Genomic DNA, 14,310 nt, shown 5'->3' with positions numbered 1-14,310 from the left:
TTACTGGTATTTTTAATTCTTTGTTCCATTCCGGGGAATTTGAGGTATAATATTCCACGACAGTTAACACTAATTAACTATGCTTTTGGGAGGGAACAAAGGTGCAGAAATATAGACGCAGAAATACGGTTGCCTTTACCGTATTAGCTTATTTCACTTTTTTTGCGGGAGTATTTTTGTTTAGTATCGGACTCTATAATGCTGATAACCTGGAACTCAATGAAAAAGGTTATTACATCGCTGTTATGATACTCGTAGCTGTTGGCGCGATTCTTACACAAAAAGTGACCCGTGACAACGCAGAGGACAACGAGATCATCGCGGAACAAGAAAAAAGACAAAATCAATCTCATATCGAATCATAAAAAATCCGGCGATTGCACGCCGGATTTTTTTGATATCACCCTGTAAACACTTCGCCGTCAGGGTATCGAATATTTGATTGCTCTGTTTTTGCGAATGAAAACACGAACGTTAAAGGACCAATTCTTCCGATGAACATGATGACAATGATGATACACTTGCCAGCTGTTGTCAGTTCAGGAGTAAGCCCCATCGATAGACCGACAGTTCCGAAAGCGGAAAAGGTTTCAAACACAATGTGAATAAATGGCGCTTGTTCTGTGATCGTCAGGGCGAATATCCCTAAAAATACGATGAACAAACTGGTGACGCTCACAGCTAAAGCTTTAATGATTATCGGATATTTGATGGAGCGGCGGAAAATCACCGTTTCTTTTTTACCTCTCAAGTAAGCAATAACAGATGTTAAAATCACGATGAACGTAGTCAGCTTAATGCCGCTCGCCGTAGAAGCGCTGCCTGCTCCGATAAACATCAATAATAAAGTAAATACAATGGTTCCTTCTCTCATACTTCCAAAATCAAGGGAGTTGAAGCCTGCGGTTCTCGGCGTCACTGCCTGAAAATAGGAAGCCCATAGTTTATCCCCTATATGCAGGTGACCAAGCGTGCCAGGGTTGCTGTACTCTAGAATAAAGATCACAAGCATAGCAATCGCATTCAACATCAGCGTTCCTGTAAGCATAAGCTTTGTATGTAAGGAAAAAGCTTTGAAACGCCGATTTTTCATAATGTCAAACAGAACCGTAAATCCGATCCCCCCTGTAATAAATAAAAAAGTAATCACAAGGTTCACTGTAGGGTCCCCAACGTAGCTCATCAAATTATCAGGCCACAGCGAAAACCCGGCATTGTTAAAAGCAGAAATCGCGTGAAACAGACTGGCAAACAATCCAGATGACCAGCCATACTGAGGCACAAGCCGGATGGATAGGATGAGTGCTGCTATCAATTCAATACTGATCGAGAACAGAAACAGGACTTTGACAAGGCCAATGACGCCGCCGATTGTCGGCTGGTTTAAGGCTTCCTGAACCAGCATTCGTTCTTTCAACCCGATTTTTTTCCCTAATATCATGACGATCAAAACAGCAAACGTCATAAATCCAAGCCCGCCGATCTGAATCAGCCCCATGATGACAGTTTGCCCGAAAAGTGTAAATTCTGTACCGGTATCGACAACTGCAAGCCCTGTAACGGTTGTAGCGGAAGCTGCAGTAAAAAGGGCATCGATCCATGACAATGGCTTCAGTGTAGAAAACGGAAGCTTCAACAGCACAGCCCCGATGATAATGGTTAGGAAAAAACCAATTGCAAGCACTTGAGGCGGTGTAAACCGAACCCATTTGATCACTTTATCCTTTTGAAGTGTCACCTTTGTCTACATCCCTTCGTTTTCAAAACGTTTAATATCCTTTTTGTGTCCCATGATCACCAGGCAATCCTGCTCGTGAATGATGTCTTCAGGTGCGGGAGAAAGACGGATATCTCCATGATGTTTAATGGCCAGGATCGTGCAGCCGTACTTTGCTCTCACATTCAGGTCAATAATTGATTTTGAATCAAGCTTTCGCGTTGCCAGCAGCTCGACAATACTGTAATCATCAGATAAATCAATGTAATTCAAAACGTTTTCGTCAGAAAGGCTTTGTGCGATCTTGACACCCATGTCCTTTTCAGGGTGGATAATACGATCCGCGCCGATTTTTTCAAGCACCTTATGATGATAATAGTTTTGAGCCTTCACCCAAATATTTGGAATATCAAACTCCTTTAATAATAAGGTGGTCAGCGTACTCGCTTGAATATTCGCTCCGATGGCAACAATCACATATTCAAAATTGCGTATTCCTAATGAAAGCAATTCGTTTTCTTCGGTGGCGTTGGCAATTACCGCATGAGTGGCGTAAGAAGCATAAGCATTGACCTTTTCTTCGTTGATATCAACTGCAAGGACTTCGTGTCCCATTCTGTGCAGCTCTTTGCAAATGCTGCCGCCAAACCGGCCCAGCCCGATCACGGCAAATTGCTTATTTTTTATTCTTCCCAATGTTCATAACTCCCTTAGTAAAATTAACGTTTTTTTAAGAAAAAAAGACCATTTCGAAGAATGGTCGCAATAGACCTCCTCTCTGTATACGCCTACGAGGTTAGCTGTCGGATTAGGGATTCAGAGTACCCCCTCTTACTTAGTAAGATTCACCCCAAGGCTGTTAATAAAACAGCCAATCGTTGGTTCCCCCGTTCGTGTTTGATTAAGCGGTAAAAGAGACTGTATGAAATTGAACACTCAAGAATTTACTCCTGTTTCTAGTGTTTGTCAATTTAAATTTTAAACCAGAAAAAAGATAACTGAAATGAGAGAAAAAAGGGGAGGGGAAAACGCAAAAAAAGACCGGTGTTAACCGGTCTTTTACATTAGTTGCAGCCGCATGGCTGAGTCGGAGGAGTACTGCGCTTAGCCACGTCAATGCTGGCTTCTGCGTAAAATTTATTTCCGATGCTCAATGATTTATTCTCCGCGCGGAAAGTATATGTACCAGCGGCAGGAAGTGTTTTGTTATTCAGTTTTAATTTGAATTCGCCAGCTCCTAACAAATCAAGTGCCAGAGGAATTCTCACTGTTTTCCCATTATTGAGGATCTGTGTTTCACGCAAGGCATTACCGTTCATTGTGTCCTTCGTATTTGCAGTAAATCCGCTTGGTAACGTAAATTCCATCACGCCAAGGCTGAGAAGCGTGTTTGGACGGTAAGTCAATTCGATATCTGAGAAAGACCATTCCGTTTTGCTGGCGCCAGTGATTGTTGCGAACAATGACGCTGTAGACTGTGTTCTCATAGTAGATTCAGTATGAGCTTTAGTTGATGTAGATTCAGCCGCGAAAGAAGCTGTTGGTGCAGAAACGAGTAACCCGAGACTTAAAGCACTAATTGCCAAAGAAGATAATAATTTGCGTTTCATAATAAAATTCCCCCTAAAAATTAATAAATTAAACAGGCCTGCCCGCTCTTCACCTCCTCTGAAAGGCCAAATACAAATTTTACCTACATAAAATTACCATCAAATATTTTGGAAGTAAATGGGGTGTTTTTCCCGTATTTTTCAAATTTGTAGTAGTTACACTAAAAAAACGCCTGGTTTCCCAGGCGTTTGCTGTTTTACTTTGTTTCGATCGGTATAAATTTAAAAATTTCTCCGCTCTGCACCGCTTCAGCAAGCCGCTTCAGCCAGTCGTAGTAAGCTTTAGAGCTTTCCAGCTGATCATATAACTGCAGTGCTTCATTTTTGATATCCTCATCGAGATCTTCCTTGCTTAAAACCTTTTGTAAATCAGCCTGAGCTTCTTCGATCGCTGCTACATTCACTTGAACCTCCCGCTCCCATTTAGGGGGAAAGAAATTTGTGAAAAATTTAAAGAAATCTTTTTCAGCCACAAATGTATGCTTGCGGATGCCCCGGTGAAATGTTTTTTTCACTACGTTTAAGTCTTGAAGCTTTTTGACGCCTGTGCTCATGCTTGGTTTGCTCATTTGCAACTCCTCGCGCATTTCGTCAAGCGTCATCTCATCCCTCATATACATCGTCCCATATAAAATCCCGACACTGCGGGTAATTCCGTAAAGATCCATCGTTTCAGCAATGGAGTCAATAACAAGATCCCGAGCCTGTTCTATAGCTGCAAATTCTGGATTTTCATCCATACTGACCCTCTTTTCCTTTAGAAAGTTAAATTCGTTAAGTTATTTCTTTATGTTCTTTATCTTAACGAAACATAGGGAAAAGTCAAAAAGAAAAATCGAAAAGGGGGCTTTGACAGTTTAAAAACCGTATGTTAGATTAAGGTTGTTAAAAACATTAAATTTTTATTTAACAAACTTTATTTACGTCAAGGAGGCTTATATGAGTCAAACATTTTACATTGACGGAGAATGGATCAGTGCTGAAAAAGGACAGATCCGGAGCATTATCAATCCATTTAATCAAGAAGAAATTGCAACTGTAAGCGAGGGAGGGCGAGAGGACGCCATCAAGGCAATCGCAGCCGCGCGCAGAGCATTTGACAAAGGAGAATGGTCATCACTCTCCGGGCTTGAACGCGGGAAGATTGTTCTGAAAATTGCGGGATTAATCAGACGCGATCTTGAGGAACTGGCAGAGCTTGAATCTCTTGATACAGGAAAAACACTCGAAGAAAGCAAAGCCGATATGGACGATATCGCCAATGTTTTTCAATATTACGCCGGCTTGGCTGACAAAGATGGCGGAGAGATCATTTCATCTCCAATTCCTGATTCAGAAAGCAAAATCATTAGGGAGCCGATTGGGGTTTGCGGCCAGATCACTCCATGGAATTATCCGCTTCTTCAAGCGAGCTGGAAAATCGCACCTGCACTGGCTGCAGGAAACACAATCGTCATGAAGCCGAGTGAGATTACGCCGCTGACGACAATCAAAGTCTTTAAGCTGATGGAAGAAGCCGGTGTTCCAAAAGGTGTCGCCAATCTTGTCCTTGGACCGGGAGCTACAGTGGGTGATGAGCTTGCTGCAAACAAAGACGTCGATTTGATTTCGTTTACAGGCGGAATCGAAACAGGCAAAAAAATCATGCGGGCGGCAAGCGGAAATGTCAAAAAAATCGCCCTTGAACTTGGCGGGAAAAACCCAAATATCGTTTTCAAGGACGCGGATTTAGAAGTTGCGGTTGATCAGGCATTAAACGCTGTATTTTTCCACGCTGGCCAAGTATGCTCTGCAGGCTCCCGCTTGCTTGTTGAGGACGCCATTCATGATCAATTTTTGGCGGAGCTGGTCAAACGGGCAAAACGCATAAAACTCGGAAACGGTTTTCACGCAGAGACAGAAAGCGGTCCGCTTATTTCGGCGGAGCACAGGGCAAAGGTAGAAAAATATGTAGAAATCGGAATAGAAGAAGGCGCGAAGCTGGAGACAGGAGGCAAACGCCCGGAAGACCCAGCGCTTCAAAATGGCTTTTTCTATGAACCTACTATTTTTTCAAACTGTAAATCTGACATGAGAATCGTACAGGAAGAGGTTTTCGGTCCTGTTTTGACAGTCGAAACCTTTAGCTCTGAAGAAGAGGTAATTGAGCTTGCGAATGATACCATCTACGGCTTGGCCGGAGCGGTATGGTCAAAAGATATTGAAAAATGTGAACGGGTAGCAGCCCGTTTGAGAATGGGAACTGTTTGGATCAACGATTTTCATCCGTACTTTGCACAGGCGCCATGGGGCGGCTATAAGCAATCCGGGTTCGGACGCGAGCTTGGAAAAATAGGCCTTGAAGAATACACAGAAGTCAAGCACGTATATCGCAATACGAAACCGGCAGCGGTTAACTGGTTCAATTCATAAGAGGGGGAGATTGATGATGACATTAAATATGAAGGTAGAAAGTATGCAGAAATTCCACACATTTGAAATTCCGACTGTCATTAAGCACGGAATCGGAGCCATCAAGCATACGGGTGAGGAAGTAGCTGCACTGGGCGTTTCAAAAGCGCTCCTTGTCACAGACCCAGGGATTTATAAAGCGGGCGTAGCTGATCCTGTTATCGAATCACTTAAAGAAGCAGGCATTGAAGTGGTGCTCTTTAATAAAGTGGAGCCAAACCCGCCTGTCCGTCTGGTGAATGAAGGATCTGAGCTTTACAAAAAAGAGAACTGTAATGGCTTGGTGGCAGTTGGAGGCGGAAGCTCCATGGATACAGCAAAAGCAATCGGAGTAGAAGCAACTCACGAAGGAAGCGTGCTTGATTATGAAGCGGCAGATGGGAAAAAACCGCTGGAAAACCGCATTCCTCCACTGACGACAATTCCCACTACGGCTGGAACAGGATCAGAAGTAACGCAATGGGCGGTGATCACAGATGAAGAAAGAGAATTCAAATTCAACACGGGCGGTCCGCTGATTGCAGCGCACTTGACCATCATTGATCCTGAGCTTCATGTTTCAATGCCTCCGCATGTAACTGCCATGACGGGAATTGATGCGCTTGCTCATGCTATTGAGTGCTATACAATGAAGTTTGCGCAGCCTATTACGGATGCAGTTGCCTTAATGGCAATTGAATATGCCGCTCATTACATTAAAAGGGCATTTGCTGACGGAGAGGATCTGGAAGCAAGATACGGAATGGCGCAGGCTGCAATGCTTGCCGGTCTTTCTTACGGCAGTGAATCAGCTGGCGCGGCTCACGCGATGAGCCAAACGCTTGGCGGTATTATCCCAGTCGCTCACGGCCAATGTGTGGCGGCGATGATGGGTCCTGTCATGGAATACAACTGGAAGGGCTATCCTGAGAAGTTTGCACGGATTGCGAAAGCCTTCGGTATTGATACAAGCAAGATGACAACAGAAGAAGCTGCGAAAGCATCTGTCAATTGGATGTATGATCTGGTCAAAGAATTAGAAGTGCCGACTTTAGAAGAGCAGGGAGTGTCACCTGACATGATCGAACGCTTGTCTAAAGAAGCAATGAAAGACCCGCAAACCTTCGGAAATCCTAGAGATTTAAATGAAAAAGCATACAACTGGATCTACAAGCGCTGCTTTAACCTTACGCCTAAAACGGTATAATCAAAATCCCGCTCCTTTACAGAGCGGGATTTTTTGGGATAATGAAGCATAGATGGAAATTTTAGATGAGAAGGAAGGTGCCAGCTGATGTGGAAGCGTATGACCGCAAAAGCGGAAGGCTTATATATCGCAGATACAGAAAGCTTCGTAACAAAGCAAATGGACAAGCTTGATTTTGATTATGGCGGCATCCCCGGAGACTTGCATTTTGGCCTGACCAAAAAAGCGGGAGCCAGAGAACCAATGTTTTCAAGAGGGACTGAAATTTTCAACCGAAGACAAATTTCAATTGTTTCTATAGAGGAATGCAACGAAATCGCTTTAAAAATGGGAGTGCCGAGGATTTTGCCGGAATGGCTCGGGGCGAATGTGGCAGTCAGCGGTATACCAGATCTTACTACATTAAAAGAAGGAAGCCGGATTATTTTTCCGAGCGGAGCCGCTCTGCTGTGCGAGGGCGAAAATGATCCGTGCATTCAGCCGGGAGAAGTCATTCAGTCTTATTATCCGGAGCAACCGAAGCTGGCGCCGGCTTTTGTACGTCACGCACTGGACATAAGAGGGATTGTGTGCATTGTTGAGAGACCCGGAGCTGTTTACGCAGGTGATGAAATAGAAGTTCATTCCTATCAGCGAAAAGTTAAACGAAAAGCAGAAAGGGTCTGAACAAATCAGGCCCTTTCTATCTTTTCTTTAATTTCTTTCATTTGGCTGAGGTGCCGTTTTTCATGATGGCCGATAAAATCGATCCACTGTCTGACAGTCAGCTCTTGAAACACAGGATGCGGAAGCACTCTTTCAAAATCTTCTTCTTTCAGAGAGGCAATCGTGGCTGTCAGCTGCTCTCTTACAACATCAAGCTCGCGTTTCATTTGGCTGCCTGAAATAAAATCATGCGCAGGTTCAAGATGACTCGGAGCTTTCCGTTTATTATTTCTGTTCTGTGCCACCTCAAGCGGTTTTTCTTCAATTTCTTTGATAGGAGCGTCCTTTACACGTTCCTTCAGCATTTTTTGTGCTGTCATATCGATTTTTTTCAAATGGTCAAGAACTTCCCGTATACTCCATTCATCAGCAGAAGGCTTTTGGTTCAGCTTTTCGTCAGAAAGTCCTTTCAATTCGTTCCACGTTTCTAATCTGGCTTCATTAAAGATACTCATCATATCTCCTCCTAAAATGACATTACCATATATATAAGCAATTATCATTTATAAAGCACTTCAAAATAGGTTATTTGTCTTAAAATTTTGAAACCTTTCCTGCGTTGTCTCGTATAAATGGTAACGGCAGCCGTTCATCAATGCATTGATGAAGAAAGGATGAGGGAATTGGAGTTATTTGGTGTACCTATACAAACGATTTATCTTTATACGCTTATGATTGCCGGCAGTCTTACGCTGTTATTTCTGTTTTTCGGAGATGTATTTGCAGGACTGTCGGAAGGTATTCCGTTTCTAAATCCGACATTAGTGCTCTCATTTTTCACATGTTTTTCAGCAGGCGGATATATAGGCGAGCTCGTATTGCCGCTGTCAAGCTTGCTGATTGCGCTTTTATCTTGCATCCTTTCAATCATGCTGGTGATATTGCTTCACATCTTTGTGCTGGTTCCATTATCATCCGCGGAAGAATCATTGGCATATAGAGAAGATGATCTAAGAGGGAGAGTCGGTAAAGTCATTACAGCTGTTCCAGTTGACGGGTTTGGCGAAGTGGTCATTGAAGGAATAGGCGGCACCATTTCAAAGTCAGCGGTCAGTTTTGATAATCAGCAAATCAGTTACGGGACAACGGTGTTGGTCGTAGATATTAGCAATGGAGTTCTTTCTGTTACTCCGCATGAATCCATTTAAAACACAAGGAGGAATTTGATATGACGATGCCGATTATAATGATCATCGGAGTTGTATTCTTTTTATTAATTGCACTAATAGCTGTGTTTATTACAAAGTATCGTACAGCAGGGCCTGATGAAGCGTTAATCGTAACGGGGAGTTATCTGGGCAATAAAAATGTTCATGTCGATGAAGGCGGCAACCGTCTCAAAATCGTCCGCGGCGGAGGAACCTTTGTCCTTCCCGTCTTCCAGCAGGCTGAGCCGCTAAGCTTATTGTCAAGCAAACTTGATGTTTCGACACCTGAAGTCTATACAGAGCAAGGAGTGCCTGTTATGGCTGATGGAACTGCGATTATTAAAATCGGCGGTTCTATAGGAGAAATCGCTACAGCAGCCGAACAATTTTTAGGAAAATCAAAAGACGACCGTGAGCAGGAAGCGCGGGAGGTTTTAGAAGGCCACCTTCGTTCCATTCTCGGCTCAATGACAGTAGAAGAAATCTATAAAAACAGAGAAAAATTCTCTCAAGAAGTGCAGCGTGTCGCTTCACAGGATCTCGCGAAAATGGGGCTTGTAATCGTCTCGTTTACCATTAAAGATGTACGTGATAAAAACGGTTATCTTGAATCATTAGGGAAACCGAGAATTGCCCAAGTAAAACGCGATGCTGATATCGCAACAGCAGAGGCTGATAAAGAAACCCGGATTAAGCGGGCAGAAGCCGATAAAGATGCAAAGAAATCTGAACTTGAACGGGCGACGGAAATCGCTGAAGCTGAAAAAATCAATCAGCTCAAAATGGCTGAATTCCGCAGAGACCAAGATACGGCAAAAGCGAATGCTGACCAAGCATATGATTTAGAGACAGCCAGAGCGCGCCAGCAAGTCACAGAACAGGAAATGCAGGTTAAAATTATCGAACGCCAAAAGCAAATAGAACTAGAAGAAAAAGAAATTCTTCGCCGTGAACGTCAATACGACTCAGAGGTGAAGAAAAAAGCCGATGCAGACCGTTATTCTGTTGAGCAGTCCGCAGCAGCTGAGAAAGCCAAACAGCTAGCGGAAGCCGATGCCAAGAAGTACAGTATAGAAGCAATGGCAAAGGCTGAGGCGGAAAAAGTAAGAATTGACGGGCTAGCCAAAGCAGAAGCTGAAAAGGCAAAAGGAGAAACAGAGGCTGAGGTTATCCGCCTGAAAGGTCTTGCAGAAGCGGAAGCAAAAGAGAAAATTGCGGCTGCCTTTGAACAGTACGGGCAGGCGGCGATTTTCGATATGATCGTCAAAATGCTTCCGGAATACGCGAAACAAGCAGCGGCTCCTCTTTCAAATATTGATAAAATCACCGTTGTAGATACAGGAGGAAGCGGTGAATCAAGCGGCGCTAACAAAGTAACCAGCTATGCGACGAACCTAATGTCAAGCCTGCAAGAAAGCTTAAAAGCATCATCAGGAATTGACGTAAAAGAAATGATTGAAAACTTTTCAGGAAAAGGAAACGTAAAACAAAGCATTAATGAATTAACAAATGAAATCAAAGAAGCCAAAACGGTCCAAAAATCAGAGTAAGGAAAGGACAGAACCGGATGGTAACTGTACGTGAAGCGAGGTTAGATGATATAAAGGACATTGCAAAGGTGCATGTAGACAGCTGGAGGACAACATACCACGAAATTATCCCGGCTGATTATTTAAACAGCCTGAACTATAAGGAATTTGAAGACAAATGGAAAAGCCGCTCGTTAAAGGGAGTATTTGTTACCCAGGATGAAAAGGGTTCAGTATTCGGCTTTGCTTCATTTGGACCTATTCGCTCTGAACAAGAAGGCTATGACGGCGAGCTATATGCTATTTACCTTCTGGAAGAGCACCAGCGGCAAGGTGCAGGGAGGGCGCTCTTAACAAAAGGAGCAGAGTTTTTGCTTCAACATGGCTTTTCGAGCATGTTTGTTTGGGTCATTGAGCAGAACCCCTCGATTATATTTTATCAGTCCTATTCTCCTGAAAGAGTATCGGAGGACAGCTTTGAAATTGCCGGAGTAAGGCTGAAAGAAGCGGGCCTTGGCTGGCCGGATCTTTCTGCTTTAAAAACACTCCTTAACAGATAACAAAAATCCCCCAGCGGAATTCGCTGGGGGATTGTCACTTTTAAGCTTTGTCAGCTTTGAGTAAACGCGGTGCTGTCATAAATAATAAACATAGGACAATGGCGCAAATAATGAATGAAGGAACCATATAAGTCGCATTATAAGTTAAAGAATAAATCCATACCGGCGTTCCTTTTGGAGCGAAGCTGCCGAAAAACACAGCTCCTGAAATGACATGCGCGGCATAGCGCAGGAAACTGCCGATAAAAACTGCGCTAACCACTGTAACAATCAATTTCCCTTTTGTTTTTGCTACAGCGGCTTTACGGACAGAAGAAGCGAAACAGCCGCTTATGCCGATTGCTGCGAACGCGACAATGTAATCCAATAATAGCTGTACAGGATGTTGTGCAAACAGGTTTCCGATCGCTATTTGTACGAGGCCTGTCAACAAACCGGTAGTAAGGCCCGCTTTGACACCCCAGCGAAACGAAATCAAAAAGATCGGAATCATCATGATGGAGACCGAGCCTCCTTGAGGCATGCTAAGAAACATTCCCGAGACAATGTCTAAAATAACGGCTGCTGCTGTCATAATGGCAATTTCAATAAGGCGAACCAGTTGCTTAGATTGATCCATAAATATCTCCTTCCATTGACAGACAACCAAAAGGACAACAAAAAAGCAGCACGCGGAAGGATGAGAAAAGTTCCACGCACTGCTTTACGATCTGCAATTCATTTGACTTTGCCACATCCCTACGCCAGCGTTAACTAACAGGTTCAAAGGGTCAGAACGAAACCGCTCACTCTCAGCTTTAATGCTCCCCTTGTGGTCATCAGTATTTAGTTCGTTTCTACTATACAAGAAAACGAAAAAAACAACAAGATCACATGACTGATATATATGTTCTTTTAAGAAAATTATATAATACACACGCTTTAGAAATCATGGCGAGGATTATAGTTTATTTGTTTTATAGATTTTTTTAAAAAACTATTGCAATAAATAAACACAGGTGTTATATTATTAAACGTCGCTGATGCACAGCGGACACAAACAAAAAGCTTCAATAATAACGCAAAAAAGTTGTTGACAAAAAAGAAGCTGAATGTTACATTAGTAAAGCTGCTTCATTAAGAAGTGACGAAATGATCTTTGAAAACTAAACAAGACAAAACGTACCTGTTAATTCATTTTTATAAATCGCACAGCGATGTGCGTAGTCAGTCAAACTACTTTATCGGAGAGTTTGATCCTGGCTCAGGACGAACGCTGGCGGCGTGCCTAATACATGCAAGTCGAGCGGACAGATGGGAGCTTGCTCCCTGATGTTAGCGGCGGACGGGTGAGTAACACGTGGGTAACCTGCCTGTAAGACTGGGATAACTCCGGGAAACCGGGGCTAATACCGGATGCTTGTTTGAACCGCATGGTTCAAACATAAAAGGTGGCTTCGGCTACCACTTACAGATGGACCCGCGGCGCATTAGCTAGTTGGTGAGGTAATGGCTCACCAAGGCAACGATGCGTAGCCGACCTGAGAGGGTGATCGGCCACACTGGGACTGAGACACGGCCCAGACTCCTACGGGAGGCAGCAGTAGGGAATCTTCCGCAATGGACGAAAGTCTGACGGAGCAACGCCGCGTGAGTGATGAAGGTTTTCGGATCGTAAAGCTCTGTTGTTAGGGAAGAACAAGTACCGTTCGAATAGGGCGGTACCTTGACGGTACCTAACCAGAAAGCCACGGCTAACTACGTGCCAGCAGCCGCGGTAATACGTAGGTGGCAAGCGTTGTCCGGAATTATTGGGCGTAAAGGGCTCGCAGGCGGTTTCTTAAGTCTGATGTGAAAGCCCCCGGCTCAACCGGGGAGGGTCATTGGAAACTGGGGAACTTGAGTGCAGAAGAGGAGAGTGGAATTCCACGTGTAGCGGTGAAATGCGTAGAGATGTGGAGGAACACCAGTGGCGAAGGCGACTCTCTGGTCTGTAACTGACGCTGAGGAGCGAAAGCGTGGGGAGCGAACAGGATTAGATACCCTGGTAGTCCACGCCGTAAACGATGAGTGCTAAGTGTTAGGGGGTTTCCGCCCCTTAGTGCTGCAGCTAACGCATTAAGCACTCCGCCTGGGGAGTACGGTCGCAAGACTGAAACTCAAAGGAATTGACGGGGGCCCGCACAAGCGGTGGAGCATGTGGTTTAATTCGAAGCAACGCGAAGAACCTTACCAGGTCTTGACATCCTCTGACAATCCTAGAGATAGGACGTCCCCTTCGGGGGCAGAGTGACAGGTGGTGCATGGTTGTCGTCAGCTCGTGTCGTGAGATGTTGGGTTAAGTCCCGCAACGAGCGCAACCCTTGATCTTAGTTGCCAGCATTCAGTTGGGCACTCTAAGGTGACTGCCGGTGACAAACCGGAGGAAGGTGGGGATGACGTCAAATCATCATGCCCCTTATGACCTGGGCTACACACGTGCTACAATGGACAGAACAAAGGGCAGCGAAACCGCGAGGTTAAGCCAATCCCACAAATCTGTTCTCAGTTCGGATCGCAGTCTGCAACTCGACTGCGTGAAGCTGGAATCGCTAGTAATCGCGGATCAGCATGCCGCGGTGAATACGTTCCCGGGCCTTGTACACACCGCCCGTCACACCACGAGAGTTTGTAACACCCGAAGTCGGTGAGGTAACCTTTTAGGAGCCAGCCGCCGAAGGTGGGACAGATGATTGGGGTGAAGTCGTAACAAGGTAGCCGTATCGGAAGGTGCGGCTGGATCACCTCCTTTCTAAGGATATTATACGGAATATAAGACCTTGGGTCTTATAAACAGAACGTTCCCTGTCTTGTTTAGTTTTGAAGGATCATTCCTTCGAAACGTGTTCTTTGAAAACTAGATAACAGTAGACATCACATTCAATTAGTAATACAAGATATCACATAGTGATTCTTTTTAACGGTTAAGTTAGAAAGGGCGCACGGTGGATGCCTTGGCACTAGGAGCCGATGAAGGACGGGACGAACACCGATATGCTTCGGGGAGCTGTAAGCAAGCTTTGATCCGGAGATTTCCGAATGGGGAAACCCACCACTCGTAATGGAGTGGTATCCATATCTGAATTCATAGGATATGAGAAGGCAGACCCGGGGAACTGAAACATCTAAGTACCCGGAGGAAGAGAAAGCAAATGCGATTCCCTGAGTAGCGGCGAGCGAAACGGGATTAGCCCAAACCAAGAGGCTTGCCTCTTGGGGTTGTAGGACACTCTGTACGGAGTTACAAAGGAACGAGGTAGATGAAGAGGTCTGGAAAGGCCCGCCATAGGAGGTAACAGCCCTGTAGTCAAAACTTCGTTCTCTCCTGAGTGGATCCTGAGTACGGCGGAACACGTGAAATTCCGTCGGAATCCGGGAGGACCATC

At 44.6% G+C, this 14,310-nt stretch carries 13 protein-coding genes, 2 rRNA genes and 2 riboswitches (1 of these 17 cut by a window edge); of the genes, 9 read left to right on the top strand and 6 right to left on the bottom strand.

The features are described from left to right. Positions 1-101 precede the first annotated feature (101 nt). On the top strand, positions 102-365 hold the full coding sequence (locus CDO84_RS14875; protein ID WP_003222348.1) for a YiaA/YiaB family inner membrane protein: 264 nt from the start codon (positions 102-104) through the stop codon (positions 363-365). A gap of 35 nt (positions 366-400) precedes the next feature. On the opposite strand, the gene ktrB is transcribed toward CDO84_RS14875, so the two are convergent. The 4 genes from ktrB to gbsR all read right to left on the bottom strand — a co-directional run bounded on the left by ktrB (position 401) and on the right by gbsR (position 4,067). Then, the gene (ktrB, locus tag CDO84_RS14870; RefSeq protein ID WP_040082011.1) at positions 401-1,738 is read right to left on the bottom strand and encodes a Ktr system potassium transporter KtrB; all 1,338 of its coding nucleotides are present in this window, start codon (positions 1,736-1,738) and stop codon (positions 401-403) included. Between the two features lie 6 nt (positions 1,739-1,744). Beyond that, positions 1,745-2,413 carry a potassium uptake protein KtrA gene (gene ktrA, locus CDO84_RS14865; RefSeq protein ID WP_014665134.1) on the bottom strand — a complete coding sequence of 223 codons (669 nt, stop codon included), beginning with the start codon at positions 2,411-2,413 and terminating at the stop codon, positions 1,745-1,747. Positions 2,414-2,486: 73 nt separating this feature from the next. Beyond that, positions 2,487-2,635, bottom strand: a riboswitch (cyclic di-AMP (ydaO/yuaA leader). Between the two features lie 146 nt (positions 2,636-2,781). After that, positions 2,782-3,327, bottom strand: coding sequence for a biofilm surface layer hydrophobin BslA (gene bslA / locus CDO84_RS14860; protein WP_014665133.1), 546 nt, complete (start codon positions 3,325-3,327; stop codon positions 2,782-2,784). A gap of 197 nt (positions 3,328-3,524) precedes the next feature. Continuing rightward, positions 3,525-4,067: a transcriptional regulator GbsR gene (gene gbsR, locus CDO84_RS14855; protein WP_040082013.1), complete on the bottom strand. Its 543-nt coding sequence runs from the start codon at positions 4,065-4,067 to the stop codon at positions 3,525-3,527. Between the two features lie 199 nt (positions 4,068-4,266). On the opposite strand from gbsR, the gene betB reads away from it, so the two are divergent. The 3 genes from betB (at position 4,267) to CDO84_RS14840 (ending at position 7,630) form a co-directional block, all read left to right on the top strand. Next, positions 4,267-5,739 (top strand): betaine-aldehyde dehydrogenase, encoded by a 1,473-nt coding sequence (betB, locus tag CDO84_RS14850; protein WP_040082015.1) that lies wholly within the window; start codon positions 4,267-4,269, stop codon positions 5,737-5,739. 16 nt (positions 5,740-5,755) lie between these two features. Next, positions 5,756-6,964 carry a choline dehydrogenase gene (gene gbsB / locus CDO84_RS14845; RefSeq protein ID WP_040082527.1) on the top strand — a complete coding sequence of 403 codons (1,209 nt, stop codon included), beginning with the start codon at positions 5,756-5,758 and terminating at the stop codon, positions 6,962-6,964. A gap of 87 nt (positions 6,965-7,051) precedes the next feature. Further along, entirely contained in the window at positions 7,052-7,630 is a 579-nt protein-coding gene (locus CDO84_RS14840) for an MOSC domain-containing protein (protein WP_040082016.1), read from the top strand. Positions 7,631-7,635: 5 nt separating this feature from the next. On the opposite strand, the gene CDO84_RS14835 is transcribed toward CDO84_RS14840, so the two are convergent. Further along, the gene (locus CDO84_RS14835) at positions 7,636-8,124 is read right to left on the bottom strand and encodes a DinB family protein (RefSeq protein ID WP_040082017.1); all 489 of its coding nucleotides are present in this window, start codon (positions 8,122-8,124) and stop codon (positions 7,636-7,638) included. A gap of 168 nt (positions 8,125-8,292) precedes the next feature. On the opposite strand from CDO84_RS14835, the gene CDO84_RS14830 reads away from it, so the two are divergent. From CDO84_RS14830 to CDO84_RS14820, 3 genes are read left to right on the top strand one after another with little or no spacing between them, the layout of a single operon-like run. After that, positions 8,293-8,817, top strand: coding sequence for an NfeD family protein (locus CDO84_RS14830; protein WP_040082019.1), 525 nt, complete (start codon positions 8,293-8,295; stop codon positions 8,815-8,817). 20 nt (positions 8,818-8,837) lie between these two features. After that, the gene (gene floT / locus CDO84_RS14825; RefSeq protein ID WP_014665126.1) at positions 8,838-10,367 is read left to right on the top strand and encodes a flotillin lipid rafts scaffold protein FloT; all 1,530 of its coding nucleotides are present in this window, start codon (positions 8,838-8,840) and stop codon (positions 10,365-10,367) included. Positions 10,368-10,384: 17 nt separating this feature from the next. Beyond that, a complete protein-coding gene (locus tag CDO84_RS14820) occupies positions 10,385-10,906 on the top strand; it encodes a GNAT family N-acetyltransferase (RefSeq protein ID WP_040082020.1) in 522 nt (173 codons plus the stop codon). A gap of 40 nt (positions 10,907-10,946) precedes the next feature. Here CDO84_RS14820 and thiT read toward each other — a convergent pair whose 3' ends face one another. Next, positions 10,947-11,525: an energy-coupled thiamine transporter ThiT gene (thiT, locus tag CDO84_RS14815; protein WP_040082022.1), complete on the bottom strand. Its 579-nt coding sequence runs from the start codon at positions 11,523-11,525 to the stop codon at positions 10,947-10,949. 99 nt (positions 11,526-11,624) lie between these two features. Next, a riboswitch (TPP riboswitch) is annotated at positions 11,625-11,726 on the bottom strand. A 400-nt stretch (positions 11,727-12,126) separates the two neighbouring features. Between thiT and CDO84_RS14810 the strand changes: the two genes are divergently transcribed. Together CDO84_RS14810 and CDO84_RS14805 are read left to right on the top strand one after the other, a co-directional pair. Continuing rightward, positions 12,127-13,676: ribosomal RNA gene (locus CDO84_RS14810) — 16S ribosomal RNA — on the top strand. A gap of 170 nt (positions 13,677-13,846) precedes the next feature. Further along, positions 13,847-14,310: ribosomal RNA gene (locus tag CDO84_RS14805) — 23S ribosomal RNA — on the top strand (it continues 2,464 nt past the right edge of the window). Together the 16S and 23S rRNA genes form the textbook arrangement of a ribosomal RNA operon.

It is taken from the genome of Bacillus sp. MD-5, assembly GCF_002201875.1.
GTDB classification, from domain to species: Bacteria; Bacillota; Bacilli; order Bacillales; family Bacillaceae; genus Bacillus; species Bacillus stercoris.
The sequence above is the reverse complement of the archived record's forward strand: the minus strand, read 5'-3'. Positions and strand labels throughout refer to the sequence as shown.

Bases quoted from the DNA above. Each gene is read 5' to 3' on its own strand.
- bslA (WP_014665133.1), bottom strand. From the start codon at position 3,327: ATGAAACGCAAATTATTATCTTCTTTGGCAATTAGTGCTTTAAGTCTC.
- gbsR (WP_040082013.1), bottom strand. From the start codon at position 4,067: ATGGATGAAAATCCAGAATTTGCAGCTATAGAACAGGCTCGGGATCTT.
- betB (WP_040082015.1), top strand. From the start codon at position 4,267: ATGAGTCAAACATTTTACATTGACGGAGAATGGATCAGTGCTGAAAAA.
- gbsB (WP_040082527.1), top strand. From the start codon at position 5,756: ATGACATTAAATATGAAGGTAGAAAGTATGCAGAAATTCCACACATTT.
- CDO84_RS14840 (WP_040082016.1), top strand. From the start codon at position 7,052: ATGTGGAAGCGTATGACCGCAAAAGCGGAAGGCTTATATATCGCAGAT.
- CDO84_RS14835 (WP_040082017.1), bottom strand. From the start codon at position 8,124: ATGAGTATCTTTAATGAAGCCAGATTAGAAACGTGGAACGAATTGAAA.
- floT (WP_014665126.1), top strand. From the start codon at position 8,838: ATGACGATGCCGATTATAATGATCATCGGAGTTGTATTCTTTTTATTA.
- CDO84_RS14820 (WP_040082020.1), top strand. From the start codon at position 10,385: ATGGTAACTGTACGTGAAGCGAGGTTAGATGATATAAAGGACATTGCA.
- thiT (WP_040082022.1), bottom strand. From the start codon at position 11,525: ATGGATCAATCTAAGCAACTGGTTCGCCTTATTGAAATTGCCATTATG.